Genomic DNA, 26,823 nt, shown 5'->3' with positions numbered 1-26,823 from the left:
CTGATGCCAGCCTGCCGGTCAGACCTCTTCCGGGGCCTGGCCGGCTTCCCGCAGCGTGCCCGGCGCATGGCCAATGATGCGCTTAAAGGCCCGGCTAAACGCCGCCAGCGATCCGTAACCCAGCCGCAGGGCGACCGTTTCAATCGGCTGATTTTCGTGACGAATGTACTGAATCGCCAGCCGCATTCTCAGTTCGCTGAGATACTTTGCCGGGGTCGTCCCCGTCGCGGCCAGAAACCGTTCGGCAAACACGGAGCGTGAGGTGCCCGCTTCTTTCGCCAGATCCGCCACGCTCCAGTTCAGGCCAGGCTGCTGGTGCATGGCGTAAATGGCCCGGCTCAGGCGCGGATCGCGTAAAACCTGCACCCAGCCGGTGGCTTTACCGCAGCCGCCCTCAACCCAGCCGCGCACAATTAACGCCGCCACCACATCAGCCAGCCGGGCAAGGATCCCGGCGAACCCGGCCTGACGGGTCATGGATTCTCGCTCCATCGCCGCCAGTAGCGGATGAATTTCCGGCCAGGTGGACATCAGCCGGCTGACCATCATCACTTCCGGCATTGCTTTGATCAGCGGCTGCATCCCGCCGAGCTCAAAATCCATACACCCGCTAAAGATGATGGTGTTCTCGCTCTCCGGACAAGGCTCGCAGGTAATGGCGCACACCGAGCCGCAGATAGGTTCGCTCGGAAAAGCGTTCACCGGGGTAATGGCTGCCTGCGCGTCAGAGAGCAGGGCGTGGGCATTCCCGCCAGGAATAAACAGCGCGTCGCCGCCGCTCAGTTCGAAGGTCGCACCGCTCTCCATACGCAGCAGGGCGCTACCGTGGCTCACAAAATGGAACTGCGCCTTACCGGGCGCCTGGTGGAACGCCACGCCAAACGGCGCGCTGGCTTCAATCCGTCGGTATTTCACACCCGACAGGCGCATGCCGCGTAAGAGTTCGCTGATCAAATCGGGGGACTGAACGGTCATGGCGCAACTCCGGACGAATAATCAATAAGTGGAGATTATATGTCATAGATCGTCCACGGTGAACCCTCTATGCTTTTGCGACAGTTGTCACATTTTTATAACGGGAGAACAACAGATGAATTCATGTGTCGTGGCGAGAGAGGCCGTGGCGCCAGCCAGACCCGCCTGGCGGGCCGTCTATTCACTGGGGCTGGGCGTGTTTGGGTTGATAACGGCTGAGTTCCTGCCAGCCAGTTTGCTGACGCCGATGGCCGCGAGTCTGGGCGTCAGCGAGGGCATGGCCGGGCAGGCCGTCACCGCCACCGCGCTGGTGGCACTGGTCACCGGGCTTCTGATTACGCCGGCGACCAAAAGTATCGACCGTCGCTGGGTACTGATGTTTTTCTCCGTGCTGCAAATCATCTCCAGCCTGCTGGTAGCCTTTGCGCCCACGCTGCACGTCCTGCTGATGGGGCGCCTGCTGTTAGGGGTCGCCATCGGTGGCTTCTGGGCGATGTCGACGGCCACCACGATGCGCCTGGTTCCGACGGATAAAGTACCGAAGGCGCTGGCGGTGATTTTCTCCAGCGTGTCGATTGCCACCGTGGTTGCTGCCCCGCTAGGGAGTTATCTGGGTAGCCTGATCGGCTGGCGCAACGTCTTTGTGCTCTGCATACTGCCGAGCGTACTGGCGCTGCTGTGGCAGATCTGGGTGCTGCCGTCCATGAAGCCCGAGAGCAGCGGTAGCCTCAGCACGCTGTTCCGCGTGCTGCGTCGACCGGGCATGATCGGCGGCATGCTGGCCACTATTCTGATCTTCAGCGGCCATTTCGCCTTCTTTACCTACCTGCGCCCGTTCCTGGAAACGGTGGGGCAGGCGAACGTTGAGACCATTTCACTGATCCTGCTGGGCTTTGGGCTGGCGAACTTTGTCGGTACTTCCGTTGCCGGACATCTGCTGGCACGTAATCTGCGCCTGACGCTGGCGCTGGTGCCGTTCGCCATGGGCATACTGGCGCTGACGATGGTGGCGTTTGGCCATCTGGCAATGCTGGACGGTTTCCTGGTGGCGCTGTGGGGCTTTGCGTTTGGTCTGGTTCCGGTGGGCTGGTCAACCTGGCTTGCCACCACCGTTCCGGATGAAGCCGAAAGTGCAGGGGGGCTGCTGGTGGCCTCAATCCAGCTGGCGATAAGCGCCGGTGCGGCCGGGGGCGGGGCGGTATTTGACCTTAACGGTGCCAGCGGCGTATTCGCCGGAAGCGGGTTCCTGCTGGTGACGGCGATGGTGATTGTGTTGATGGGCGTGAAAGTGAAAGCGGAATGATTTTTTGCCGGGTGAGCGTTCGCGCCACCCGGCTCCAGGCTTACAGCCCTTTCTTATCCATTAGCACCGCCAGATCCACCAGGCGGTTAGAGAAGCCCCACTCGTTGTCATACCACGCCAGGATCTTCACCATGTTCCCGCCAATCACCAGCGTGGAAAGCCCGTCGATAATGGAGGAGCGCGGGTCGCCCTGGTAGTCGCTGGAGACCAGCGGTTCATCGCTATAGCCCAGGATCCCTTTCAGAGGCCCGCTGGCGGCCGCGTTGCGGAACGCCTCATTCACCTCTTCGGCGGTTACGCTACGGCTGAGCGTTACCGTTAAATCCACAATCGACACCACCGGCACCGGCACGCGCAGGGAGTACCCGGTCAGCTTGCCGTCCAGGGAGGGGATCACTTTGCCCAGCGCTTTCGCCGCGCCGCTGGAGTAAGGCACAATCGACAGCGCCGCCGCGCGCGCGCCGCGCAGATCTTTTTCCGGCTGGTCGTGCAGCGCCTGGCTGTTGGTGTAGGCGTGCGTCGTGTTCATCAGACCATGCTCGATCCCGAACTGCTGATGCAGCACCTGAGCCGCCGGCGCCAGACCGTTAGTGGTACAGCTCCCGTTACTGACGACCACGTGCTGAGCCGGGTCGTAGCGATCGTGGTTCACTCCCATCACAACCGTCAGATCGTCATTTTTGCCGGGCGCGGAGATGATGACGCGCTTTGCGCCACCCTGCGTGACGTGCACCGCCGCTTTTTCCCGATCGGTAAAGAAGCCGGTGGCCTCAATTACCACGTCAACACCAGCATCGCGCCACGGAATATTTGCCGGATCGCGTTCGCTAAACACCACAATCCGCTGACCGTCCACCTGCAGCGCGCCGTCAGCCGCTTCAACGGGCGCGGGCAGTTTGCCCAGAAGGGAATCATGTTTCAGCAGGTGGGCGAGGGTTTTACTGTCCGTCAGATCGTTAATGGCCACAATCTGAAGATCCGGGTTACCCAGCGCCGCGCGTAGGAAATTACGTCCGATACGGCCGAAACCGTTAATACCGACCTTAACCATGGTGCACTCCTTATCTCTGTTGTCTGGAGTCACTGTAGGCGCGGGGCCGGTTGGCGTAAACGACAAAAAAGGATCAGATTACGCCATCTTGCGGCAGTGGAAGCGCTGGCGGTACTCGCCTGGCGTGAGGTGGAGCTGTTTCTCAAACACGCGGCGCAGGTTAATGCTGGTGCCAAACCCGCTTTGCTCGGCAACCCGCTCAAGGGGATCATGGGTCTGCTCAAGCAGCTGTCGGGCGGCGGCCAGGCGCGCTTCCGTCACGTAACGGGCAGGCGAGACGCCCGCGTCGCGGGTAAAAACCCGGGTGAAATTGCGCGGGCTCATCGCCACCTTTTCGGCCAAATTTTCCACGCACAGGTCGGCGGTGAGGTTCTGCAGGATCCAGGTTTGCAGTTCGCTGATAGGCCCCGATGCGCCAGACTGCTGCAGGCTATAGCGGCTGAACTGCAGCTGTCCGCCGGGGCGACGCAGATACATCACCATATCCTGCGCCACGTCGCGGGCGAGGGTAAATCCGTAGTCGTCTTCCACCAGCGCCAGGGTCAGATCGAACCCGGAACTCACGCCGCCGGAGGTCCAGATGGGGCCATCCTGAATATACAGCGGGCCGCCTTCGACGTGGATAGCCGGGTACTGGGCTTGCATCGTCTCCAGCAGCCGCCAGTGGGTGGTTGCGCGGCGGCCGTCCAGCAAGCCGGTCTGGGCAAGCAGCATCGCGCCCCCGCAAATGGAGGCGACTCGCCGGGCGTGCGGGGCAGCGAGGTGCAGCCAGTCCACCACCGCCGTGCTCTCCTGCTCGTTGATCCCGCGTCCGGTGATGATAATGGTGTCCAGCGGTTCGCGCGGATCCAGCTCCGGCAGGCGATAGTCCGCCAGCAGGTTCAGGCCAGACTGGCCGTGGATCACCTGGTGGGGCTGCGTGGTGGCAATGATGATACGGTAGCGGGGCTGGGTAAGCCCTTCCGGATGCAGCCGGTTGGCCTGCATCAGAATGTCGGCGATACCGGCGGCCTCAAACAGCATGCCGCCGTCAGGTACGATAATTAATATTTTCTTCATGTCCTGAAAAGTACATTTACCACAGAATAAGTCAAGCCGGGCGTGACCCTGCGTTTCCGGCAAAGCAAAGCGATTTAAGTTCTTTGTCATTTCAGGCGTTATCCCCGATCGTCAGAGCATTGTCTCTGGCGAAACGGCGTCTGAAGGAATGAGTAAACGAAGCTCCCTCTATTTACATCCGCAGCAGCGCAATCACATCCACCGACTTGCATCTGGGGTTCTGTGGCGAAGTGAACTCCCTACGTGGCTGCTGATCGTCATTATCTATACCGGCTGGTTTTCCACCCTAACATTCTGGCAAACGCTCGGCCTGCTTCCCGCCACGCTGCTGCTTATCTGGTTTACCGCCTGGTACATGTCCCTGCAGCACGAGCTGATCCACGGGCATCCCACCCGTTTTGCCTGGCTTAACCAGCTGTTCGGCACGCTCCCGCTGGCGGTCTGGTATCCGTACGGCCTGTACCGGGATTCCCATCTGGCCCATCACCGTCACGATAGCCTGACCTTTCCGGCGGATGACCCGGAGTCGTATTATTTCACCGAGGCGAGCTGGGCGCGCTTTTCCCCGTGGCAGAAGCGCCTGATCCGGGCCCGGAATACCTTTGCCGGGCGGCTTCTGCTGGCGCCGCTGCTGGATATCCTTCAGACGCTGGGCAGCGCCGGGGCGGCGTTTCGTCATTTTCACCTGCGGGCGATGGCGATGTGGCTGGTTCACGCTCTGCTGCTGGCGGCACTTTTCGCGTGGATGGTGCATCACGACTTTTCACCCGTCTGGTTTGTGCTGGCGGTAAGCTATCCGGCGCTGGCGCTGACCAAAGTCCGCTCGTTCTACGAACATCGGGCGGCGGACGATCCGCTCGCGCGCTCGGTCATTAACGAGGCCGGGCTAGTCTGGCGGGTGCTGTTTTTGAATCTCAACTACCATTCTATTCACCACGATTTACCGGGCGTTCCCTGGTACGGGTTGCCGACGATCTACCGGCAAAACCGGGAGGCGTACCGGCTGCGTAACCACGGCTTTGTGGTCCGGGGCTACGGTGAATGGCTACGCCAGTTCTGGACCCGGCCAGTGGAGGTCACCGTCCATCCCGGAAAACAACAGGAGGAGAGGTATGAGTAACCTGCTGGCGTTTCCCATGTACGCCGTGGATCGCGGCGATACCCGCGCGCTCTGGCTGGCGGTGCAGCATCTGCTGGCCGCGCGTGGCGTGCCCGTCGATCGTACTCCCGGCTGGCCAGAGTCTGACCTGCTGGCCCACTGGCAGCAGCCTGAGCTTATCCTCAGCCAGACATGCGGCTACCCGCTGGTGACGCAGCTCCCGGAGGTACAGGTGGTGGGCTGTTTTCACTACGCGGCTTCGTGCTGCGAAGGATTCCAGTACCGCAGTTTTCTGGTAGCGCGCGCGGAGGAAAGGCATCTCACGCTGGCGGATTTCCGCGGACGTCGGGCGGTTTGTAATTCGGAAGACTCGCAGTCCGGCTATAACGCGCTGCGAAAAAAGGTGGCTCCCCTGATTGTTGACGGGCCATTTTTCTCACAAACGTCCTTCAGCGGCAGCCACCGTCAGTCGCTGATTGACGTGCAGCGCGGGAAGAGCGATATCGCCGCCATCGACTGCGTGACCTGGGCGCTGCTGGAGCGTCATGAGCCGGAACGGCTTGCGGGGCTGGCGGCGTTCGATCGAACGCCGCTGACGCCAGGGCTGCCATTAATCACGTCGCGACGCACGTCCCCCGAAACGCTCAGCGCCATTCGCGATGCGCTGCGCGAGCTGGTGAGTGCGCCGGATTACCGGGAGGTCTGCGCCGCAGTGCTGATCGGCGGTTTTAGCGTGGTGTCGCGGCAGGCTTACGCCTCCTTGTCCGCGTGATAAATCGCCTGCGCGTCGGTAAAGCAGCGCAGCGCCAGCGAAGAGACGGGTTTCTGCCTGCGCATAATCAGGCCGATGGGAGCCTCAATGTTCGCGTCGACGATGGGGACAATCCTGAAAGTGCTGTTCAGGGCTTCCAGCCCGTTATTCAGCGGCATCACGGCGCAGCATACGCCGCTCTGAACCGCCTGAATGATCTGGAACGTGGAGTCGCTCTCAAAAACGGCCGTCGGTTCGATGCCAGCAGCTTTAAAGCTGGCCTCCATATGCGCCCGGTAGTGCATCCCTTTGGTCAGGAACCCCAGCGGAAAATCCGTCAGGTCGTGCCAGGTCAGCGTCTCCGGGGTAAGCTGGAAATGACGGGTGTCGTGGAGCAGCCCCATCTTCGTTTTGGGAAGCTGAATAATGTCAAACAGGCTGGTGTCGATGCTGTTCAGGTAGCAAATCCCCAGCTCAAGCTGATTGCGGCTGACGCCGTCGGCAATCTGCGCCGAAGACATAGAATAGAGGCTGTAGGTCAGCTCCGGGTACTTTTGCGTAAGCAGGCGGATAAAGATCATCGGATCCACGCTCGCCAGCGGTACCATCCCCAGACGTAATTCACCCACCACCTGGCCTTTGCACAGCGCGGCTTCCGCCTGCAATCCGTCGTGCGCGGCAAGAAGCGCGCGCGCCCATGCGAGAATGCGCTCTCCCTCCGGCGTAAACCCTTCAAAACGCTGCCCGCGCACGATCAGCACCAGCCCCAGCTCCTCTTCCAGGCTGCGGATGCGCATGGAGAGGGTCGGCTGGGTGATGTTGCACCGCAATGCCGCTTTACCAAAGTGGCGGGTCTCGTCGAGCGCGAGTAAATATTTTAACTGTTTTATGTCCATCACTCTTCTCTGCGCGTAAAGCCTTACAGCATGCGGATCTCTTTCGAGCGCAGGGTAATGCGAACCGGAACCGATTTATACGACGGCGTACCGCTGTCCTTATCGAGATAATCGAGCGGCACCAGCACGTTGGCCTCCGGGTAATACGCGCCGACGGAGCCCGGGGCGATGTTGTACGCCACCACCGTAATATCTTCCAGACGCTGCACGCTGCCTGGGAGGGCGGTTTCGATATCCACGCGATCGCCGTGTTCCAGCCCTGACTGCGCCATATCTTCTTCGTTCATAAACAGCACGTCGCGGCGGCCAAATACGCCACGGTAGCGATCGTCCAGGGCGTAAATGGTGGTGTTGTACTGATCGTGGCTGCGCAGCGTGATCAGGCGCAGCACATGCTCGCCTTCACCGCTGGCGTTTTCCTGTACGCCGTCGAAAACCGAGAACATCGCTTTGCCCGTTGCGGTCGGCCAGATACGCTGTGTCGGAGGCAGCGGCATGCGGAAGCCGCCGGGAACACGGATCCGCGCATTGTAGTTCTCAAAGCCCGGAATGGTCTGCTCGATCAAATCGCGGATGCGGTCGTAATCCTCGACCAGCGTCAGCCAGTCCACGCGTGTTTCCGGCAGGGTAGCCTTTGCGAGGCCTGCGACGATGGCAGGCTCCGAACGGAGCAACGGCGAGGCGGGTTTCAGCTTGCCGGAGGAAGCATGCACCATCGACATGGAGTCTTCGACGGTGATGGACTGGCGGCCGGTGGCCTGCATATCCAGCTCCGTGCGGCCGAGGCACGGGAAAATAAAGGTCTCTTTGCCCACCAGCAGATGGGTACGGTTCAGCTTGGTCCCGACGTGCACGCTCAGATCCAGTTTACCCATCGCCGGGAAACCGTTCTCGTGGTCGGGCATCGCGACGGCAAAGTTACCGCCGAGGCAAATGAGCGCTTTTGCGCGACCGTCGATCATGGCCCGCGTCGCCTGCACCGCATCGTGTCCGTGACGGGAAGGGGGCTCAAAGCCAAACACCTCTTTCAGGCGGTTCAGGAAGGCCGGGGCAGGCTTCTCGCTAATCCCGACGGTCCGGTTCCCCTGAACGTTAGAGTGGCCGCGCAGGGGGCAGATCCCCGCGCCGGGCTTGCCGATATTCCCGCGCAGAAGCAGCAGGTCAGCAATCAGGCGGACGTTCGCCGTGCCTTTATTGTGCTGGGTAATCCCCATTCCGTAAGTAATGATGGTGGCGTTTGATTTGGCATAGGCCTCGGCCACCTTTTTGAGCGCCGCCTGGCTGAGCCCCGACTCGCGCTCAATGTCGTCCCAGCGGGTCTGCGCGATATCGGCGGCAAAATCGTCAATACCCCGGGTGTGTTCTGCAATAAACGCGCGGTCAAGCACGTCACCGCGTCCGGCCTCCATCTCCAGAAGGTGTTTAGCAATCCCTTTCAGCGCGGCGGCATCGCCCCCGGCCTTCACCTGGAAGTAGGTCGAGGCGATGTCCGTAGAGCTATAGGTTGCCATTTCAATCACGCTTTGCGGGTCGGCAAAACGTTCGAGGGCGCGCTCGCGCAGCGGGTTGAAAACGATAATCGGCACATTGCGACGCGCCAGCTCGTGCAGGGTACCCATCATTCGCGGATGGTTGGTGCCGGGGTTGTGACCGATGGAGATCACCAGCTCAGTCTTGTCGAAATCGTCCAGCGAGACGGTGCCTTTCCCAATTCCGATGGAGCGCGGCAAGCCGACGCTGGTGGCCTCGTGACACATATTCGAGCAGTCCGGGAAATTATTGGTGCCGTACTCGCGGGCGAACAGCTGGAACAGATACGCCGCTTCGTTAGAGGCGCGCCCGGAAGTATAGAACTCGACCTGGTCCGGTTCGAGCCCGCGCAATATTTCCCCGATGCGTTGAAACGCCTCGTCCCAGTCGACGGGCCGGAAGGTATCGCTGGCCCGATCATAGCGCAGGGGATGCGTCAGACGACCATAACCTTCCAGCTCAAAGTCTGATTTAGCCAGTAGCGAGGAGACGCTGTTTTCCGCCAGAAAATCGGGCGTCACGCGCTTACTGGTCGCTTCCCAGGTTACCGCTTTCGCGCCGTTCTCGCAGAACTGGAATGTCGACTTGTGCTCTTTATCGGGCCACGCGCAGCCGGGGCAGTCAAAACCGTCCGGCTGGTTGGTACGCAGCAGCGTCGCGGGAGCGTCCAGGGTATCCATTTGGGTACGTACTGCAATGGCCGTCGCCTTCAACGCGCCCCAGCCGCCGGCAGGACCATCGTAGTGTCTGATACCGGGAACTGAGCGTCTTTTCGTGTTCATACTGACTCCTACGTGTTTGGTCGCGCAACGGCTGGGTAATAAGCAAAAGCAATGACTGGCGGAGATGGAAATCCACGCGGTCGAGTTACGGCTCTTGCCTGTAATTATCTTTATAACAATGAGTTAAAAATGTTGGCATGCAACTATTTAAAGAAATTATAACGAAATTTTATCATTTTAATAATAAATTGTATCTATCATCCGGTAGGCAGGATAGATAGCGTCGAGAGGGAAAGCATGTAGCGCAGGTAAAATTTCGAATGAAAGAGACGGCCGCTCAAAAGTGGAAACATGGCGGCTGACAGGCGCTGTAGCTACGTCGGTATTCGAAATAGTGACGAGAAGGTTTACTCAGGCTTAATGATTAATAGAAATATATAATCACTTAGAGGGTTATTATCACAACATGAAATATAAGTTATTTTGAGTCGTGAAATTAAAGGCGCAGTCAATAAGTTAAATAGTGATGGTGTCGTCAGGTGATGCGGCAATATTAAACATACCCTGTTAGTGCAACAAATAATTCATCGTCGATATCTTCTTCTGATATCACCAAAACGACATTTCTACTAATTATGGTAGTGGCGATAATAGCATTATTGCGTTAATGAAATCCGTTCTCTTTTGAATTTTATGCTTTAATAACAGTGTGTTATATCATTAGAAGGTGTTGAAATAAGTAGATCCAGGCCATGTCGGGGTTTTTTATCAGATTAATCCTATAATGTTTTGGCTGCTTCAATTACCACCACTTACGCTGCGGTAAATATTGAATTGAAGCAAAGCTCATGTAAACTTGTTTACCGTTTGTCAAAATATGTCAGGAAGACGCTGGGCCTTATTCTGAAGGGCTCGTGCGGTAGCTATGCCTTTAAATTAGTAACACCCCGAAATTATCCTGACTATTTTAACAATAGCACCTAAGTCAAATTTCATCCCCTTATCTCCATCATCAAAATATCGCTACGGAAAAGCATATGAAAATGCGCGTACTGTTTTCACTTCTGTTTGTAATGGCGGTGGCGGGCTGTAAAGCGCCACAGAAACCGGCAATCACCGACGACACGATCGTGACCAGCCAGGTCAACGGTGTCACCCTGACCCACCGTCACGCCGTGGTGCCGCCAACGGAATTCGCCCAGCTCAACGAGCCTTATCGTGCCATGTACCCGGCCTCCCTGATGAGCCGTCCTGATTTTGGCGGAAAGGTTATCCGTACGCTGGAAACCGGAAAAACCTATGTAGTGCTGGGGCAGGTTGAACACTATTGGATGGCGCTCGCCGATGAGGGGAACGACCAGCTGATTGGCTACGTCCCGATGCGTGCCGTTATCAAAGCCGACCAGTACGAAGCCACCGTCCGCAAACAGGCCATTCGTCCTAAGGTGCGTAAAAAAGCGACCTGCGTCGATGTGGATGGCAACAGCAAAGCCTGCAAAGACAGCGCTAACGGTACCTGGATCCTGAACTAAACGGCTTTCGTGGGCGTATTTTTATGAATAATAAAAAGTTTCATAGGCTGTGGTTAGTCTTTTACGCGGCGATTTTCGCCCTTGTCAGTGGTTGTACGTCGTCTTCACACAGCGACCCTTCCCGCTACAATCTGCAGTTTCAGGCTCATCCACAAATCAATGATTCTGCGCCACTTAAAGTCCGGGTGCTGTTGTTGAAATCCGATGCGGATTTTATGTCCAGCGACTTCTATTCCCTGCAGAACAACGCGTCAGCAACGCTTGGCGCGAATCTGCTGAACAGCGACGTTTTCTTCCTGATGCCGGGACAGCTGTCCAAAACCCTCAGCGGTCAGAGCGATCCTGAGGCGCGTTATATCGGCGTGATGGCGGAATATCAGAAGCTGGACGGTAAAAAATGGCGCGTTTCACTCCCGCTGCCTGTGCCAGGCGAAAATCATATCTACCAGTTCTGGAAATGGTCCGCGGATGAACTCCAGGCCAACGTTTTTCTCGACGTAAACGGCATTCGGGTCATCAGCCAGTAACGCGCTTCACAACAGGAAACACATCATCATGACCAAAGCAGAAAAGGTCGTCTGGACCGAAGGCATGTTCCTGCGTCCACACCATTTTCAGCGGACTGAAAGTTATCTGCTCAACCATGTTCGTGAGTGGGGTGCGCTGCAGCGTTCCTATCTCTGGGGCTTTCTCGACGTAGAACTGGACGAAGCGATGCTTCGCCAGGGCTGCATTGCCCTGAGCTACTGCAGCGGGTTACTGCCGGACGGCACCTTTTTCCAGGTCCGCAACGGACGCAATGGTCCCGCGCCGCTAAAAATTCCTGACAATCTCACCAACGAAAAGGTGGTGCTCGCGCTGCCGGTTCGTCGTGGCGAGCGGGAAGAGGTGATTTTCAGCGAAGAGCCTGCCTCACTGGCCCGCTTCGTCGCGTTTGAGCAGGAGGTGGAGGACGATAACGCCATGTCGGTGGGTGATGCCACCGTCCAGTTTGGCCGCCTGCGCCTGACGCTGATGCTGGAAAAAGACCTCACGGCAGAATGGACATCCATCGGCGTGGCGTTTGTGACTGAAAAACGCAACGACAACCACGTGCGGCTGGATAACAGCTACATCCCGCCGATGCTGAACGCCAATAACAGCCCGCAGATCTACAGCATGATCAACGATCTGCACGGTTTGCTGGTGCAGCGCAGCCAGCAGATTGGCGGCCGCCTGCGTCAGCCTGGCCGCTTTAACACCTCTGAACTGATTGAATTTACGCTGCTTTCGCTCGTGAACCGTCATCTGGGTGAGGTTTCACATTTAAAAACGCTGCCGCTGCTGCACCCGGAAACGCTCTGGCGCAGCTGGCTGCCGTTTGCCACCGAGCTCACGACCTGGACGTCGCAGCGCACCACCGAGAGCGTGCTGCCGATCTACGATCACGACGATCTGGCGAACTGCTTCAGCAAGCTGATGCTGATGCTGCGCCAGGGGCTGTCGCTGGTGATGGAAGACCACGCCATTCAGCTGCCGCTTAACGAGCGCTCGCATGGCCTGAACATCGCCACTGTTCCTGAAACCAGCATGGTGCGCGAATTTGGCTTCGTGCTGGCGGTGAAAGCAAACGTGCCGGGCGAACACCTGCAAACCCATTTCCCGGCGCAGATGAAAATTGCCCCGGTCTCGAAAATTCGCGATCTGGTTCAGCTGCAGCTGCCGGGCATTATGCTGCGCGCCATGCCGGTCGCGCCGCCGCAGATCCCGTGGCATGCCGGCTACAGCTACTTCGAGCTGGAGAAGGGCAGCGAGCTGTGGCACGAGATGGATAAGTCCGGCGCATTCGCCCTGCACCTTGCAGGGGAGTTCCCGGGGCTGGATATGGAGTTTTGGGCCATCCGTAGCCCGACAGAATAATAAAGCGAGCGCTTAATATGCAGGAACGACAGGATAGCGGCAGTGATGCCGCGTTTACCGGAGCCAGTAGCAACAATCAGCTGGTGGCGGCCGCCAATCCGCTGCTCAACGCGATTCCGCAGATCCGTCATTCGGTATCACATGACGATCAGGTGGCGTTACGCCAGCGCCTGATCGATGAGATTCGCCGTTTTGAAGTCCGCTGTCAGCAGGCGGGGCTGCCCTACGAAGTGATCGTCGGGGCGCGCTACTGCCTGTGCACGGCGCTGGACGAGGCCGCCGCGCTGACTCCCTGGGGCAGCAGCGGCGTCTGGTCCAGCAATGGCCTGCTGGTGACGTTCCATAACGAAACCTGGGGCGGCGAAAAGTTCTTCCAGCTGCTGGCGCGCCTGTCGCAGAACCCGCGCGAGCATATCCTGCTGCTGGAGATGATCAACTACTGCCTGCTGCTCGGCTTCGAGGGGCGCTATCGGGTGCTGGACAATGGCCGCACCCAGCTTGAAACCATCAAGCAGCGGCTGTGGCAGATGATCCGCGGCGTGCGCGGCAGCTATCCGCCGCCGCTTTCTCCCCATCCGGAAGATCGTCCGGTGCTGCGCAAGCTCTGGCGGCCGATGGTTCCCCTGTGGGCCTGCGTGGCGCTGGCCGGGTTTATCGCCTGCCTGTTTTATATCGTGCTTAACTGGCGCCTTGGCGACAACACCAACCCGGTGCTGGCGAAGATTTATCAGTCCCAGCTGCCGGAAACCACCATCCAGCAGCCGGCGCGTCAGCTGCCCGCGGTGCTTAACCTGCGCGGCTTCCTGAAGCCTGAAATTGAGGCGGGCCTGGTGGCGGTAAAAGACCAGGCAGATCGCAGCGTCGTGATCCTGAAGGGCGACGGGCTGTTTGCCTCCGCCTCGACCGTCGTGCGCGACCGCTATGAACCGGTCATCAACCGCATTGCGCAGGCGATGAACAACGTCAGCGGCAAAATTCTGGTGGTGGGCTACAGCGATAACGTGCCGATCCGCAGCGCGCGCTTTGCCTCTAACTACGAGCTCTCACTGGAACGCGCGCGCTCCGTACAGAAAATGCTGCAGGGAAGCCTCTCTCAGCCTGGCCGCGTGAAGGCGGAAGGGCGGGGCGAGATTAACCCGGTGGCGCCGAACACGACGCCGGAAAACCGCGCCCGTAACCGCCGTGTGGAAATTACTCTGCTGGTGTCGCCTGAAAACACCCAGGCCGAGCTGAACGGATTGCCGCAAGGAAACTAAGGATGCTGACTACACTTCTTTCCATTCTGACCAACCGCATTCTGTGGAGCTTCCTCGGCGTAACGGCGCTGGCGGCGGTGATCTGGATGATTGGCCCTCTGCTGTCCATCGTGGACACCCGACCGCTCGAATCCGAACAGAACCGCATCATCAGTATCGCCGTGGTCTACCTGCTGTGGGCGCAGGGCCATATTCTGCCGCGCCTTTATAACGCCTGGTTGAACCGCAAGCTGATGGACAAGCTCAACGAGAACACCACCAGCCCGGAGGCGGCGGATCCGCAGCAGCGCCTGAACAGTGAGGAGCAGATCCTCGCCAGCCGTTTTGATGAAGCCGCGCAGATGCTTAAAAAAGCGCACTTCAGCAAAGCGGGCCAGGGCGCCCAGTGGACCCAGCGCTTCAGCACGCAATATCTCTATCAACTGCCGTGGTACGTCATTATCGGCGCGCCGGGCTCCGGTAAAACCACGGCGCTGGTGAACTCCGGGCTGCAGTTCCCGCTGGCCGACCGTTTTGGTAAGACCGCGCTGCGCGGTATTGGCGGCACGCGCAACTGCGACTGGTGGTTCACCAACGAGGCCGTGCTGCTGGACACCGCGGGTCGCTATACCACCCAGGAGAGCGAGCAGGCGCAGGATGCCGGTGAGTGGCTGCAGTTCATGGGGTTACTGCGCAAGTACCGTCGCCGCCAGCCGATCAACGGCGTCATCGTCACGATCAGCATTTCGGACCTGCTGACCCAGTCTGCCGAGGCGTCCCGCCAGCAGGCGGTGAACCTGCGCCAGCGCCTGTCTGAGCTGCATGAACAGCTGGGTATCCGCTTCCCGGTGTACGTGATGGTGACCAAGGCCGACCTTCTCAAAGGCTTCCGCGCCTGGTTTGCCGACTACGATAAAGCGCAGCGCGACCAGATCTGGGGCTTCACGCTGCCGTGGGAGCAGACCAAACACGCCGATTACGACCTGATGGGCAACTTCCAGCAGGAATTTTCTCTGTTACAGCAGCGTCTTGATGCCGGGCTGCCGGAAACCATGCTCAAAGAGCATGACGCGAAAACCCGCGCCGAAGCGTATCTCTTCCCGCAGGAGTTCGCCGCGCTGCGTCCGCTGCTGGCGGACTACCTGAGCACGGTCTTTGCGCGCTCCAACTTCGAAACTGAGTTCTCACCGCGCGGGATCTACTTCGCCAGCGGGACGCAGGAAGGCATGCCGTTTGACCGCGTAATGGGCGAACTGAACCGCGCGCTCTCCCTGCCGGAAGGGGCAGAGCGCGATAACTGGGATTCGGTCAGTAAAGAAGCCCCAATCCCGGGCGCGAAGGGCCAGAGTTTCTTCATCAAGAACCTGTTGCAAAACGTTATTTTCCAGGAAGCCGGGATCGCCGGGGAAAACCGCTGGTGGGAACTGCGCAACCGGGCGGTGATCTGGTCCGGCTACGTGGCGCTGCTGGCCCTGCTGGCGATCCTCGGCGGGCTGTGGCTGACCAGCTATGCTAAAAACAAGGCCTATCTGGAAGAGGTGGATGCGAAGGTGCCGCTGCTGGACCAGCAGAGCAAAGCGTTGCAGAACCAGCCGCAGCGTGACCTGTTCGATCTGCTGCCATTGCTGAATGGCCTGGTGGACCTGCCGAAAAGCGACGCGTTTGATGTCAACGATCCGCCAGTTTCCCGCCGCATGGGGCTTTACCGTGGGGATGACGTCAGCGATGCTTCGCAGTCCCTGTACCAGAAGGCGCTGGATCAGCTGCTGTTGCCCGCCGTTGCTATGCACATCACCACCTGGCTGCGCAACGATAACGGCAGCGACGTGGAGTACAGCTACGAGGCGCTGAAAGCCTATCAGATGCTCTATCAGCCGAAGCACTACGACGGCAAATTCCTGCACTCCTGGGTGATGCTCAACCTGCAGCGCAACCTGCCGCAAAACGTCACGAAGGCGCAGCTGCAGCAGCTCGAATGGCATCTCATCCAGCTGCTGGAGCCGAAAATTCAGGCCTCGCCGTACGCGCAGGACGAATCCCTGGTGGCGCGTGAAAGAGCGCTGATCAACCAGCAGCCGCTTTCAACCCGCGTCTACGGTCGCCTGAAGCGCCTGCTGGAACATGACGACAACCTCAAACCGGTCTCCCTTTCCGACCTGGGCGGGCCACAGAGCGAGCTGGTGTTTTCCCGCAAAAGCGGTAAGCCGGTGAGCGAAGGGGTGCCGGGTCTTTATACGCCGGACGGTTACTGGAAAAGCTTTAACAGCCAGATTGACAGCGTAACGACCGCTCTGCATGAAGACGACGCCTGGGTGCTGGGCGCCGCGACCGCGCAGGAAGATAAACAGCAGATCGATAACGCCGTACGCCAGCTCTACATGCGCGACTTTATCGCGAACTGGGATCGCTTTCTCGCCGACATCCAGCTTAACAACAGCGCCGATCTCTCCCAGCGCATCAACACTGCGCGCCTGCTCTCTGGCGCAAACTCTCCCCTGCGCCGTCTGGTGCAGAACCTGAGCCAGGTGCTGACGCTCTCCCGGGATACCCCGGCACCGGAAGATGCCGATAAAGCGCAGGCGCAGAGCAACCGCGCCACCCGCACGCTGGAAGCGCTGTTCAGCAATAATGACAATGCCCCGACGCAGGCCGCCACGATTACTCAGGCGCCGGAGCAGCTGGTGACGGACCACTACGCGCCGATGATTGAGCTGGCCCAGCCGCTGGAGAAGGGTGGCAAGACCATCGTCTTTGATGATTTTCTTAAGCAGGTGGACGAGCTTTATCGTTACCTGACCGCCGTGCAGGACGCCGCCAACAGCGGTATGCCGGCACCGGGCGGCGAGGCGATCAGCCGCCTGCAGGCCAGCGCCGGTCGACTGCCGGGCGGATTGCAAACCATGTTCAGCAACATGGCGGTGGGGGCCAGCAGCGATACCCAGCGCCGCGATCTGGAAAACGTGCGTAAGCGGATCAACGTTGAAGTCGGCGGTTTCTGCCGTCAGGCGATCGCCGGTCGCTACCCGCTGGTGCGCAGCGCCAGCACTGAGGTCACCCCGGACGATCTCGCCCGCATGTTCGCGCCGGGCACCGGGCTAATGGATACATTCTTTCGCGACAACCTGACCAGCAAAGTGGATACGACGCAGGCAAACTGGCGCTTTATGCCGGGTATCGACGGTAAAACCCTGCCGGGCAGCGAAGGGCTGCTGAGGCCGTTCCAGCAGGCCCAGTCGATTCGCGACGCCTTCTTTGCTAACGGCGCAACCACGCCGTCTTTCAAGGTGACGGTTCGCACCGTGCGAATGGATAACACCATTCTGAACCTGACGCTGGATGTCGACGGTCAGCTGCTGCGTTACAGCCACGGTCCGCAGGCGGTGCAGATCATGAACTGGCCGGGGCCGGGCGGCACCAACCAGGTCCGTATGCAGCTGGGTCTGGCTAACGGCAGCACCGCGACGCTTGTGACCAACGGCTCCTGGGCGCTCAACCGCTTTTTTGACAAAGCGAGCACCAGTCCGGGCGCGGGTAGCCTGAGCCGTCAGGCCACCTTCAACGTCGACGGACATCAGGTCACGCTGGAGTTTGCGCCGAACAGCATCCGCAACCCGTTCCAGCTTCCCCGTTTTTCATGCCCATAACCGCAAGGACAGCCGTATGACGAATACCCCTGCGATGAACCGCTACAGCTGGTATGGCAAATTACCCAGCGCCGGAGATTTCCTGCAGCGTCGCTTTCCTGACACCTTACAGCGCCAGTGGTCGCACTGGTTTCAGGTTGGCCTGCTGGCCTGGCAGCAGGAAGAGCAGCGCAGCGGCGAGCGCCAGTTCACCAAAGCTCCGGTCTGGAATTTCGTCGTCCCGCCGATGCTGGGCAGCCAGATGATCCAGATGGGCTGCCTGCTGCCCGGCCGCGACAGCGTTGGCCGACAGTACCCGGTCTGCATTCAGCTGAGCTTCGCCCCGTCAGAGTGGTCGACCAGCCTGCTCAGCCAGGCGGAGAGCTGGTATCAGCAAATTGGTCGTCTGGGGCTGCACGCGGTGCGTAACAGCTTTTCCGCCTCGCAGCTGGATGAGATGCTGATGTCCATTCCGGCGCCGCAGCCCGTCGAGCCGCAGAAGCGCTCTGACATCCTCGACGTCATTGGCTACGACGAGGACGGCCAAAGCACGCTGGGCTGGCCGCAGGCGGCAGAGTGCTTTGACCCGCTGCGTCAGACCAGCTACTGGTGGACCAACCGCTGCGACGGTTACCCGCTGTACACCCACGTTCACAGCGGCAACTTCACCGGGCAGCTTTTTACCCTGCTGTTCGACCCGGCAGGGGGCGCCCGCCCGGGGCGTCACGGTCTCTATCCGCCTATGTTTGAATAAGCAGGGATCTCATGAATATCGAAGAATTTCTCGCGCCAATAAGTCCCGACAAGCCCTGTGGCGACAATCTGGAATATGACGCTGACTTCCAGGCGATGAACCAGGCCAGTCAGGGCAAAGCGGAACAGCAGTTTGGCGATACCATCATCCCGGCAGAGCCTGCGGACTGGAACACGGTAGAAAAATTCGCTACCAGCCTGCTGAGCCGCACCAAAGATCTTCGCGTGATGCTGGCGTTAACCCACGCCTGGACCCGCCGTCGCGGTCTTGTGGGCTACGCGGACGGGCTGTTGCTGGTGCAGGAGGCTATCGCGCGCTACTGGGAGCCGCTCTATCCGCTGCTGGAAGAGTATGGCGAAACCGACCCGTTCTATCGCATTAACGCTCTGGCAGGGCTGAGCGATAAATCCGAGCTCACCGTCGCGGTACGTAACGCCTCGCTGCTGCGTTCAAACGGCGATGAAATTTCGCTGCGTGACGCCCAGGCGCTGCTGGACGGCAGTAAAACCGAGTGTCCGGACTATCCCGGCGGTCGCCCGAGGCTGATTGACGAACTGGCGCGCGGCGACCAGCCGGGGACCGCAGCGGTCATTGTGATTAACGAACGGCTGCTGGCCATCCGCGAGCTGCTTACCGGGCATCTCGGCGAAAGCGGCGTACCGGAAATGGAACAGCTGCTGAAAACCGTGGGGCTGGTCGCCAGCGCGTGTCAGGTGACCGACATCAGTAAGCTGCTGCCGAACCGTGAAGCGCAGGCTGAACAGCATGCTGAGCCGCAGCCTGCGGCAGCGCAGCCCGTTCAGCCGGTCACCGACTGGCGCAGCGTGCAGGTTACCAGCCGCGCCGACGCGCAGCTAATGCTGGAAAAAGCGAAGCAGTATTTCGCGCAGTACGAACCGAGCCACCCCGCGCCGCTGATGATTGAACGGGTGCAGCGGCTGTCAGAACTTAACTTTATGGACATTATTCGCGACCTGGCGCCAGACGGCGTTAACCAACTGGAAAACATCTTTGGACGCCGCGAATGACGCGTCCTGGCATTATGACGACAGGCATGGAGTCTGCCGTTTCACCTTCACCGCGCATCTTTGATGGAGAACATCATGGCAATGAGTAACAGTGGACAGAAATTCATCGCACGCAACCGTGCTCCCCGCGTGCAGATCGAATACGACGTAGAGATCTACGGTGCAGAACGCAAAATTCAGCTGCCGTTTGTGATGGGCGTTATGGCCGATCTGGTTGGCAAGCCGGTGGAAAACCTGCCAGCCGTCGACGAGCGTAAATTCCTGGAAATCGACATCGATAACTTCGATGAACGCATGAAGGCGCTGAAGCCGCGCGTGGCGTTCCAGGTAGATAACACCCTGACCGGCGAAGGTAAGCTCAACGTCGATCTGACCTTCGACAGTATGGACGACTTCCTGCCGGACGCGGTGGCCCGCAAAGTCGAGCCGCTGAACAAGCTGCTGGAGGCGCGCACGCAGCTCTCTAACCTGCTGACCTACATGGACGGCAAAAACGGCGCGGAAGAGCTGATCGCAAAAATCCTTCAGGATCCGACGCTGCTCAAATCCCTGAGCCAGATGCCAAAAAATGACGAAAGTGCGAAAGGTAGCGAGGAATAATCGATGAGCAACCAGACTCAACAACACGATCAGCAGGCGGGTCAGGCGTTCAGCCAGGATGAGTTCAGCGCGCTGCTGAACAAAGAGTTCCGCCCGAAAACCGATCAGGCGCGTTCCGCCGTGGAGAGTGCGGTCAAGACCCTGGCGCAGCAGGCGCTGGAAAATACCGTTACCTTCTCGAACGACACCTACCGCACCATTCAGAACCTGATTGCCGGTATCGACGAGCAGCTCTCGCAGCAGGTGAACCAGATCATTCACCACGAAGAGTTTCAGAAGCTGGAGAGCGCCTGGCGCGGTCTGAGCTACCTGGTCAACAATACCGAAACTGACGAGATGCTGAAGATCCGCTTTATGAGCATCTCCAAGCAGGAGCTGGGCCGCACCCTGAAGCGCTACAAGGGCGTGGGCTGGGACCAGAGCCCGATCTTCAAGAAAATCTATGAGCAGGAGTACGGTCAGTTCGGCGGCGAGCCGTTTGGCTGCATCGTCGGCGACTACTACTTCGACCACAGCCCGCAGGACGTTGAGCTGCTGGGGGAAATGGCGCGCATCGGCTCTGCGGCGCACTGTCCGTTCATTACCGGTACCGCGCCGGGCGTGATGCAGATGGAGTCCTGGCAGGAGCTGGCCAACCCGCGCGATCTGACCAAGATCTTCCAGAACACCGAATACGCCGCCTGGCGTTCCCTGCGTGAATCCGAAGACGCCCGCTATCTGGGCCTGGTGATGCCGCGCTTCCTGTCGCGCCTGCCGTACGGCATTCGCACTAACCCGGTGGACAGCTTTGACTTTGAAGAGCAGACCGACGGCGCAAACCACAACAGCTACTCGTGGGCGAACGCGGCCTATGCGATGGCCGCCAACATCAACCGTTCCTTCAAAGAGTACGGCTGGTGCACCTCGATTCGCGGCGTGGAGTCCGGCGGGGCGGTGGAAAACCTGCCGTGCCACACCTTCCCGAGCGATGACGGCGGCGTGGACATGAAGTGCCCAACAGAGATCGCCATCAGCGATCGTCGCGAAGCCGAGCTGGCGAAAAACGGGTTTATGCCGCTGGTTCACCGTAAAAACTCCGACTTTGCCGCCTTCATCGGCGCGCAGTCTCTGCAAAAACCGGCCGAGTATCACGATCCGGATGCCACCGCTAACGCGCGCCTGGCGTCTCGTCTGCCGTACCTGTTCGCCTGCTGCCGCTTTGCCCACTACCTGAAGTGCATCGTGCGCGACAAAATTGGCTCCTTCCGCGAGCGCGAAGAGATGGAGCGCTGGCTGAACGACTGGGTGATGAACTACGTCGACGGTGACCCGGCTAACTCCTCCCAGGAGACCAAGTCCCGCAAACCGCTGGCGGCTGCGGAAGTGCAGGTGCAGGAGATTGAAGACAACCCGGGCTACTACGCCGCGAAGTTCTTCCTGCGTCCACACTACCAGCTGGAAGGTCTGACCGTTTCTCTGCGTCTGGTTTCTAAACTGCCGTCGCTGAAGACGAAAGACGCGTAAGAGCAACATCTGCACGGGCCGGCAAGAAAGACGGCTGGAACGGTAATAATGACTTCACATTCATTCCGTTATTTCGGAGGAATGTAAGACTGTCAAATGACACGGGTCATTTGATATGAGGCAGAGGTAAAATATGGACGGTTTTATTCAGCCCCATGCTTTCCTGTTTGCCATATAAGTGCTTTTTCGAAAGCAATATTGTTCATCCACGAAGAGTAGATATTATGGCTATTGATATGTTTCTGAAGGTCGAGGGTGTTACGGGCGAATCTAAAGATTCTAACCACACCGGCTGGACTGATATTACCTCCTTCTCCTGGGGCGCTTCCCAGCCAGGTAATATGAGCGTTGGCGGTGGCGGCGGTGCCGGTAAAGTTAACTTTAACGACCTGCACGTTAACGCGCTGATCGACAAATCCACCACCGCTATCCTGAAACACTGCGCCAGCGGTAAACACCTGACTAAGGTTGAGCTGTCCGTCTGTAAAGCGGGCGGTCAGCAGGTGGAATACTCCCGCATTACGCTGGAAGATGTGCTGGTGACTTCCGTTCAGTACACCGGTGCAGACAACGGCGACACCGTGGGTGTGACCTATGCATTCCAGGCTGCGAAAGTGAAACAGCAGTACTGGGAGCAGACCACGTCGGGTGGTAAAGGTGCTGAAAGCAGCGCTGGCTGGAATATCAAAGAAAACAAAGAAGCATAATAATAGTGGGCCCGAAAGGGCTCACTTTACCCTGAGCTTCTTATCAAGGAGAAACGAGATGTCTCATATGCGTCCTGCTTTTGGTGCCGCCTGGAACAGATTCAGAGAAGTGAACGTAAACGTAGAACAGGTTGGCAAATTATTGGGTGGAAAAGTTCAGCATAATATCGACGCCGGTATTTTTAAAAATGCCTGCCCAATTCGTATGAGTTACGTTTTAAATTACTGTGGCATTCCGATTCCTTCTAACAGTAAATATGCGACAGTGACCGGGAACGACAAAAAGCGCTATATGTTCCGCGTTAAAGATATGATTGCATTTCTACCCACGGTACTGGGCAATGCAGATATGTCGGTCTCTTCCCCAACGCCTGCGCAATTTGCAAGCAAGCAAGGCATTATCATCTTTACCGGGCATGGCTGGAGCGACGCAACCGGTCATGTAACACTCTGGAATGGAAATATTTGCTCTGATGATTGCCATTTCCTCGGCTCACCGGGTAATGGTTCGTTTATTCCGACCAACGCCACCTTCTGGAGCCTGAAATGAAACGTTTATTACTGCTGGTATTGGCTATCAATGCCTCTGCTGTTTATGCCCAAAATCTGCCTGCCGTCAGCGCTTTTACTCAGCAACAAATCTTTGAAAATTGGGTGCAAAACCGTTGCATCAGTAAGATCGCGGACAGTAAAAGTCTGAAAGATGATGCAGAGGCCAGCGCGGCCGCCTGGCTGGAAGCAAGCAATCTCCCTGCTGAAAATTTTGAAAAAGCTGACCAGATCATTGTTTCTTCTCTGAAAGAGAAGATAGGCGGTACTGAACCGGGTCAATATCAGGTTTTAAAGTGCAGCTTAATCGCCAACAGCGACGCGATTCGTCCGCTTAAAACCGCAAAATAGAAGCAATGGAAGCGGCCCCAAACGCCGCCGTTCTCGTCCCGAGAGCGGCAGCGTTTGAGCGCTAATCATACCAGCAGGAATACGCCATGCGATTCACGATTATTTCTACGAAACCCGGTCATCAGCCGCCGCAAAGCAGCTGTGATTTTTACGCCCCGGGCGGCACCATTGGGCGCGGTACGGATAACAATCTGGTATTGCCGGACAATGACCGCACCATCTCGCGTCTGCAGGCCATTGTCCACGTTGACGCTCAGGGCGAATGCCGTGTCACCAACCGTGGCAGCGTCACCCGCGTGGTATTAAACGATATTCCGCTGGAGCGCGGACGTCAGGTTGAACTGCAGGATGGCGACATTCTCGGTATTGATGACTACCGTATCGAAGTGACCGAACTGATCCACGACACACAGCCGGTGAGCCGCATGGCGGCCAGCATGCAGCAGCAGGCGCGTCCGACAGCCGCACCCGCTGCGCCCGCAGCGCAAGCGAAGCCTGCTAACCCCGCGCCACGCGGGAAGGCGGAACCGACCGCCGTGCCTTCCGAAATCTGGGACAGCCTGATGCAGGAGTTCTCCATCTCCGACAGCATCTCCAGCAACCGAGCAAAACCGCAGCCTGCGGCCTCACAGGATCCCTTCTCCCAGCCCGCCGCGCCGGAGCGTAATGCCGAAGATCCGTTGGCGATGTTCAACGACAGCGATCCAACGCTTGAGCGCAAGAACGTCGACCCGGACACGCTGTTCAGCGACGAAGCGCTGTTCAAAAAAGAGAGCATTTTTGACGACGTGACGCCTTCTACGCTGGTGCCGCCGGTTGAGGGGCAACCCGCCCCTAAAGAAGACGCGGCGGACGAGCTTGACCCGCTGGCGCTGTTCGGTGGAAAGGCCAGCGCGCCAGCCGCGCGCAATGATGACCCGCTCGGGCTGATGGGCGGAGCACCGTTAACCCACCCGGATGATATTGCAGACGAAAAGCCAGCATCAACGCCTGAACCGGAGCAGGAAGAGGACGTGCTTGCCGATTCTCCGCTGTTCGCCCCAGAGCCGCAGGAAACGCCGCGTGAAGAAGAGCCGGCGCGGCCGGATTACGCAGGCTTCACCATGCCTACGCCGCAGGCCGTTGCGCGCAGCAGCGCTCAGGCACCGAAGGGGCGCCTGCGCATCGACCCGGTCAATAACGCGGCATCCCCAACCGCCAGCCCGAATAATGGCGAGAAGGGTGAAGTGCTGCAGGGCGAGCTGCTGCAGGCGCTGCTTGAAGGTATGGGCCTGAGCGAAATGCAGCCTGTTCCGCAGTTTGACCGGGAAAATATGCGTCAGTTGGGGCAGATTCTCGGCATGTTCTCGCAGGGCACCGTGGCGCTGCTCTCGTCGCGCTCCATCCTGAAACGCGGCGTAAAAGCCGATATGACCATGGTGCTGGATGATGCCAACAACCCGTTCAAGCTGTTGCCGACCGGGAAAACCGTCTTAATTCAGATGTTCGGCACCCCGATGCCGGGCTTTATGCCGCCGACCAAATCGGTGCGCGACGCGCTGATCGACCTGCAGGCGCACCAGCTGGGGATGATCTCCGGTATCCGCGCCATCATCGCCGCGATGCTGCAGTCCTTTAACCCGGAACAGCTGGAGGAGCAGGCGAAGCAGAACGGCATGACCTCGCGTCTGGCGCTGCCGGGCAGCCGCAAAGCCGCCCTGTGGGACTATTTTGTTCGCAGCTATGGCGAGACGGCGGGCGAGATTGAGGATGACTTCCACACCCTGTTCGGCGAAGCCTTCCTTCATGCGTATGACATGGAGGTGAATCAGTACAAAGACTCACAGAGCGGATCGGAAGACAAATGAATATCGCAACCGCTTCTCTCTCCCGCCAGGGGACGCGCGCCAGCAACCAGGATCAGACGGGAGAAACCATAGGGGAACGCTCGGCCTGCTTTGTCGTCTGCGACGGCATCGCGGGTCTGCCCGGTGGTGAAGTCGCCGCGGAACTGGCCCGTAACAGCATTATCTCCCGCTTCGATGGCGACAAGCACCTCAACGCGCAGCATATCCGTGACTACGTGCAGACGGCGAATCGCACCATTCTGAGCGAACAGCAGGCCGTTCAGGACTATCGCCGGATGGGCACGACGCTGGTCAGCCTTTTCATTGACCGGGATTACGGGCTGGCGTACTGGGCGCATGCCGGCGACAGCCGCCTGTACCTGTTTCGCCGGGGGTGGCTGTGGCACGTCACCACGGACCACAGTCTGGTGCAGCAGATGAAGGATGCCGGGCATCAGACGGACGATCTCAACAGCAACCTGCTTTATCTGGCGCTGGGAATTGAAAACGGCGGACCGGAAGCGAGCTACAGCGACGTGGTGCAGGTAGAAGACGGCGATGCCTTTTTACTCTGCACCGACGGGTTCTGGCACGGCGTCAGCGAAGAGCAAATGAAGCAGTCGCTGCACATGGTCAATACGCCGCAGGAGTGGCTGACCTTAATGAACCAAATCATTCAAAAGAATGGCGAGCAGGAGGGGAATGCGCAGGATAACTATACCGCCCTGGCGGTATGGATGGGCAACCCTCAGGACACCACTTTGCTGCACACCCTCTCTGATGCAGCACAATTTCTTCCCTGCGGAACTGATTAGACACACAAGGAACGATATGAAACTTTGGCTATCGGGTTTGGCACTTCTGGCGGCGACCTCCACCGTGCAGGCTGAAAATTTCCGCATCGTGCAGTCTCCTGCGCAGAAGCTGGATATCTGGATCGACAACATCAAAGACAACACCCCGCAGAGCTGGTGTAAGCCAGAAGTGGCGCTGCGCATTGTGGCGAACGGCAAGAAAGATGTCTCCGTGCTGGAAAACTTTGTGCCGCGTCTTGGCTCGCTGCTGGAACACCAGTGCAGCAAAGTGAATAAACTCAGCTGGACGCTCAACGATCCCGAGGGGACGACGCTGGCGCAGGGCACGGCAGCTAAAGCGCAGGAGTGGGCGCTGGTGGTGAAACAGCAGCAGGCTGCGCCTGCCGTCACCGCAACCCCAGCCAGCGGCGCGTTACTGCCACCCGATCAGAACGTGGCTTCCCGCACCGTTGCCGCCGACCGCACGCCGTGGCAGGAGTTTACCCTGCAGGACGGCTGCCACCTGCGCACCTTCTGGGAGGGCGGCGCGTCCGCTCCGGCGCTCTTTATTCCGGATTCTGACACCACCCGCTGCGGTAACGGCAGCTGGCTGAGCGGTCACACCGTCGTGTCGCAGTCCCGCAACGGCGGGCAGAAAGAGATGGCGGTGACGTACATTCACGGCTTCCCGGTGATGGGGCTGAATCAGAGCGCCGATCCGGAAAATGCGCTGATCACCTCCGTCAATAAAGAGCGCATGGTATTCAGCACGCCAGACAGCGATCAGAGCTGGATGATCCTGCCTTACGACAGCACCCTGAACAGCTGGAAAAGCAACGGCACGGTAGCGGTAGAAATTTCCCGCGAGACCGCCAGCGACGATGCAAAACTGCAGGCGCGTATTGCGGCGGTGAAGAAAACCTGGAGCGCCTGGGTTGCCCCAGGCACCCCGCTGAATATCGTTCTGATTGATACCCTGCGTCCTCAGCTGCGCGATCCGGCAGTGGGCGCCTGGCGCGCGGCGAATTAAGGAATG

23 protein-coding genes are annotated in these 26,823 nt (G+C 58.9%); 18 read left to right on the top strand and 5 right to left on the bottom strand.

Annotation, left to right across the window (positions count from 1 at the left end; all coding sequences use genetic code 11):
* Positions 1-18: 18 nt before the first annotated feature.
* Positions 19-975, bottom strand: a complete 957-nt coding sequence (locus IM271_RS04115) for an AraC family transcriptional regulator (RefSeq protein ID WP_028013503.1) — start codon at positions 973-975, stop codon at positions 19-21.
* A gap of 115 nt (positions 976-1,090) precedes the next feature.
* Here IM271_RS04115 and IM271_RS04110 point away from each other — a divergent pair, with 115 nt between their 5' ends.
* A complete protein-coding gene (locus tag IM271_RS04110; RefSeq protein ID WP_045260284.1) occupies positions 1,091-2,278 on the top strand; it encodes an MFS transporter in 1,188 nt (395 codons plus the stop codon).
* Positions 2,279-2,318: 40 nt separating this feature from the next.
* Here the strand turns inward: IM271_RS04110 and gap are convergent, their stop codons facing one another.
* Positions 2,319-3,329: a type I glyceraldehyde-3-phosphate dehydrogenase gene (gene gap / locus IM271_RS04105; RefSeq protein WP_048998685.1), complete on the bottom strand. Its 1,011-nt coding sequence runs from the start codon at positions 3,327-3,329 to the stop codon at positions 2,319-2,321.
* A gap of 78 nt (positions 3,330-3,407) precedes the next feature.
* A complete protein-coding gene (locus IM271_RS04100) occupies positions 3,408-4,388 on the bottom strand; it encodes a GlxA family transcriptional regulator (protein ID WP_192971773.1) in 981 nt (326 codons plus the stop codon).
* 148 nt (positions 4,389-4,536) lie between these two features.
* On the opposite strand from IM271_RS04100, the gene IM271_RS04095 reads away from it, so the two are divergent.
* Complete coding sequence (locus tag IM271_RS04095; protein ID WP_192971774.1) at positions 4,537-5,508, top strand: fatty acid desaturase; 972 nt, start codon at positions 4,537-4,539, stop codon at positions 5,506-5,508.
* Positions 5,501-6,259, top strand: a complete 759-nt coding sequence (locus tag IM271_RS04090; RefSeq protein WP_193052213.1) for a phosphate/phosphite/phosphonate ABC transporter substrate-binding protein — start codon at positions 5,501-5,503, stop codon at positions 6,257-6,259. Before IM271_RS04095 ends, IM271_RS04090 begins: the two co-directional genes overlap by 8 nt.
* On the opposite strand, the gene IM271_RS04085 is transcribed toward IM271_RS04090, so the two are convergent.
* Together IM271_RS04085 and IM271_RS04080 are read right to left on the bottom strand one after the other, a co-directional pair.
* Positions 6,238-7,134: a LysR family transcriptional regulator gene (locus tag IM271_RS04085; RefSeq protein WP_193052212.1), complete on the bottom strand. Its 897-nt coding sequence runs from the start codon at positions 7,132-7,134 to the stop codon at positions 6,238-6,240. The genes IM271_RS04090 and IM271_RS04085 overlap by 22 nt on opposite strands.
* 23 nt (positions 7,135-7,157) lie before the next feature.
* Complete coding sequence (locus IM271_RS04080) at positions 7,158-9,446, bottom strand: FdhF/YdeP family oxidoreductase (protein ID WP_193052211.1); 2,289 nt, start codon at positions 9,444-9,446, stop codon at positions 7,158-7,160.
* 977 nt (positions 9,447-10,423) lie between these two features.
* On the opposite strand from IM271_RS04080, the gene IM271_RS04075 reads away from it, so the two are divergent.
* The 15 genes from IM271_RS04075 (at position 10,424) to IM271_RS04005 (ending at position 26,817) form a co-directional block, all read left to right on the top strand.
* Entirely contained in the window at positions 10,424-10,918 is a 495-nt protein-coding gene (locus IM271_RS04075; protein WP_048960692.1) for a hypothetical protein, read from the top strand.
* A 23-nt stretch (positions 10,919-10,941) separates the two neighbouring features.
* Positions 10,942-11,445 carry a type VI secretion system lipoprotein TssJ gene (gene tssJ, locus IM271_RS04070; RefSeq protein WP_028013495.1) on the top strand — a complete coding sequence of 168 codons (504 nt, stop codon included), beginning with the start codon at positions 10,942-10,944 and terminating at the stop codon, positions 11,443-11,445.
* A 28-nt stretch (positions 11,446-11,473) separates the two neighbouring features.
* Complete coding sequence (gene tssK / locus IM271_RS04065; protein WP_041909533.1) at positions 11,474-12,817, top strand: type VI secretion system baseplate subunit TssK; 1,344 nt, start codon at positions 11,474-11,476, stop codon at positions 12,815-12,817.
* 17 nt (positions 12,818-12,834) lie between these two features.
* Complete coding sequence (locus IM271_RS04060; protein WP_028013493.1) at positions 12,835-14,073, top strand: DotU family type VI secretion system protein; 1,239 nt, start codon at positions 12,835-12,837, stop codon at positions 14,071-14,073.
* A 2-nt stretch (positions 14,074-14,075) separates the two neighbouring features.
* Complete coding sequence (gene tssM / locus IM271_RS04055; RefSeq protein ID WP_193052210.1) at positions 14,076-17,696, top strand: type VI secretion system membrane subunit TssM; 3,621 nt, start codon at positions 14,076-14,078, stop codon at positions 17,694-17,696.
* A 16-nt stretch (positions 17,697-17,712) separates the two neighbouring features.
* Complete coding sequence (gene tagF / locus IM271_RS04050; protein ID WP_028013492.1) at positions 17,713-18,429, top strand: type VI secretion system-associated protein TagF; 717 nt, start codon at positions 17,713-17,715, stop codon at positions 18,427-18,429.
* A gap of 11 nt (positions 18,430-18,440) precedes the next feature.
* On the top strand, positions 18,441-19,457 hold the full coding sequence (gene tssA / locus IM271_RS04045) for a type VI secretion system protein TssA (protein ID WP_059358143.1): 1,017 nt from the start codon (positions 18,441-18,443) through the stop codon (positions 19,455-19,457).
* 75 nt (positions 19,458-19,532) lie between these two features.
* Positions 19,533-20,057 (top strand): type VI secretion system contractile sheath small subunit, encoded by a 525-nt coding sequence (tssB, locus tag IM271_RS04040; RefSeq protein ID WP_022648413.1) that lies wholly within the window; start codon positions 19,533-19,535, stop codon positions 20,055-20,057.
* A 3-nt stretch (positions 20,058-20,060) separates the two neighbouring features.
* The gene (gene tssC, locus IM271_RS04035) at positions 20,061-21,560 is read left to right on the top strand and encodes a type VI secretion system contractile sheath large subunit (protein ID WP_006810956.1); all 1,500 of its coding nucleotides are present in this window, start codon (positions 20,061-20,063) and stop codon (positions 21,558-21,560) included.
* Between the two features lie 224 nt (positions 21,561-21,784).
* Positions 21,785-22,267 carry a type VI secretion system tube protein Hcp gene (locus tag IM271_RS04030; RefSeq protein WP_008502640.1) on the top strand — a complete coding sequence of 161 codons (483 nt, stop codon included), beginning with the start codon at positions 21,785-21,787 and terminating at the stop codon, positions 22,265-22,267.
* Between the two features lie 58 nt (positions 22,268-22,325).
* Positions 22,326-22,817 (top strand): type VI secretion system amidase effector protein Tae4, encoded by a 492-nt coding sequence (locus IM271_RS04025; RefSeq protein WP_193052209.1) that lies wholly within the window; start codon positions 22,326-22,328, stop codon positions 22,815-22,817.
* Positions 22,814-23,167 (top strand): T6SS amidase immunity protein Tai4 family protein, encoded by a 354-nt coding sequence (locus IM271_RS04020; protein ID WP_047364888.1) that lies wholly within the window; start codon positions 22,814-22,816, stop codon positions 23,165-23,167. Before IM271_RS04025 ends, IM271_RS04020 begins: the two co-directional genes overlap by 4 nt.
* An 86-nt stretch (positions 23,168-23,253) precedes the next feature.
* Complete coding sequence (gene tagH, locus IM271_RS04015) at positions 23,254-25,014, top strand: type VI secretion system-associated FHA domain protein TagH (RefSeq protein WP_059358138.1); 1,761 nt, start codon at positions 23,254-23,256, stop codon at positions 25,012-25,014.
* On the top strand, positions 25,011-25,808 hold the full coding sequence (locus IM271_RS04010) for a PP2C family serine/threonine-protein phosphatase (protein ID WP_023336024.1): 798 nt from the start codon (positions 25,011-25,013) through the stop codon (positions 25,806-25,808). The genes tagH and IM271_RS04010 overlap by 4 nt, the downstream gene beginning before the upstream one ends.
* Before the next feature lie 16 nt (positions 25,809-25,824).
* Positions 25,825-26,817 (top strand): hypothetical protein, encoded by a 993-nt coding sequence (locus IM271_RS04005; protein WP_193052208.1) that lies wholly within the window; start codon positions 25,825-25,827, stop codon positions 26,815-26,817.
* The last annotated feature ends 6 nt before the right edge of the window (positions 26,818-26,823 follow it).

The organism is Enterobacter cloacae complex sp. I3 (assembly GCF_014896175.1).
Taxonomy (GTDB): Bacteria; Pseudomonadota; Gammaproteobacteria; order Enterobacterales; family Enterobacteriaceae; genus Enterobacter; species Enterobacter bugandensis.
The sequence above is the reverse complement of the archived record's forward strand: the minus strand, read 5'-3'. Positions and strand labels throughout refer to the sequence as shown.

Bases quoted from the DNA above. Each gene is read 5' to 3' on its own strand.
- IM271_RS04030 (WP_008502640.1), top strand. From the start codon at position 21,785: ATGGCTATTGATATGTTTCTGAAGGTCGAGGGTGTTACGGGCGAATCT.
- tssA (WP_059358143.1), top strand. From the start codon at position 18,441: ATGAATATCGAAGAATTTCTCGCGCCAATAAGTCCCGACAAGCCCTGT.
- IM271_RS04100 (WP_192971773.1), bottom strand. From the start codon at position 4,388: ATGAAGAAAATATTAATTATCGTACCTGACGGCGGCATGCTGTTTGAG.
- IM271_RS04115 (WP_028013503.1), bottom strand. From the start codon at position 975: ATGACCGTTCAGTCCCCCGATTTGATCAGCGAACTCTTACGCGGCATG.
- tagH (WP_059358138.1), top strand. From the start codon at position 23,254: ATGCGATTCACGATTATTTCTACGAAACCCGGTCATCAGCCGCCGCAA.
- tagF (WP_028013492.1), top strand. From the start codon at position 17,713: ATGACGAATACCCCTGCGATGAACCGCTACAGCTGGTATGGCAAATTA.
- tssM (WP_193052210.1), top strand. From the start codon at position 14,076: ATGCTGACTACACTTCTTTCCATTCTGACCAACCGCATTCTGTGGAGC.
- tssC (WP_006810956.1), top strand. From the start codon at position 20,061: ATGAGCAACCAGACTCAACAACACGATCAGCAGGCGGGTCAGGCGTTC.
- tssJ (WP_028013495.1), top strand. From the start codon at position 10,942: ATGAATAATAAAAAGTTTCATAGGCTGTGGTTAGTCTTTTACGCGGCG.
- tssB (WP_022648413.1), top strand. From the start codon at position 19,533: ATGGCAATGAGTAACAGTGGACAGAAATTCATCGCACGCAACCGTGCT.
- IM271_RS04060 (WP_028013493.1), top strand. From the start codon at position 12,835: ATGCAGGAACGACAGGATAGCGGCAGTGATGCCGCGTTTACCGGAGCC.
- IM271_RS04090 (WP_193052213.1), top strand. From the start codon at position 5,501: ATGAGTAACCTGCTGGCGTTTCCCATGTACGCCGTGGATCGCGGCGAT.
- IM271_RS04025 (WP_193052209.1), top strand. From the start codon at position 22,326: ATGTCTCATATGCGTCCTGCTTTTGGTGCCGCCTGGAACAGATTCAGA.
- gap (WP_048998685.1), bottom strand. From the start codon at position 3,329: ATGGTTAAGGTCGGTATTAACGGTTTCGGCCGTATCGGACGTAATTTC.
- IM271_RS04010 (WP_023336024.1), top strand. From the start codon at position 25,011: ATGAATATCGCAACCGCTTCTCTCTCCCGCCAGGGGACGCGCGCCAGC.
- IM271_RS04020 (WP_047364888.1), top strand. From the start codon at position 22,814: ATGAAACGTTTATTACTGCTGGTATTGGCTATCAATGCCTCTGCTGTT.
- IM271_RS04080 (WP_193052211.1), bottom strand. From the start codon at position 9,446: ATGAACACGAAAAGACGCTCAGTTCCCGGTATCAGACACTACGATGGT.
- tssK (WP_041909533.1), top strand. From the start codon at position 11,474: ATGACCAAAGCAGAAAAGGTCGTCTGGACCGAAGGCATGTTCCTGCGT.
- IM271_RS04005 (WP_193052208.1), top strand. From the start codon at position 25,825: ATGAAACTTTGGCTATCGGGTTTGGCACTTCTGGCGGCGACCTCCACC.
- IM271_RS04075 (WP_048960692.1), top strand. From the start codon at position 10,424: ATGAAAATGCGCGTACTGTTTTCACTTCTGTTTGTAATGGCGGTGGCG.
- IM271_RS04085 (WP_193052212.1), bottom strand. From the start codon at position 7,134: ATGGACATAAAACAGTTAAAATATTTACTCGCGCTCGACGAGACCCGC.
- IM271_RS04095 (WP_192971774.1), top strand. From the start codon at position 4,537: ATGAGTAAACGAAGCTCCCTCTATTTACATCCGCAGCAGCGCAATCAC.
- IM271_RS04110 (WP_045260284.1), top strand. From the start codon at position 1,091: ATGAATTCATGTGTCGTGGCGAGAGAGGCCGTGGCGCCAGCCAGACCC.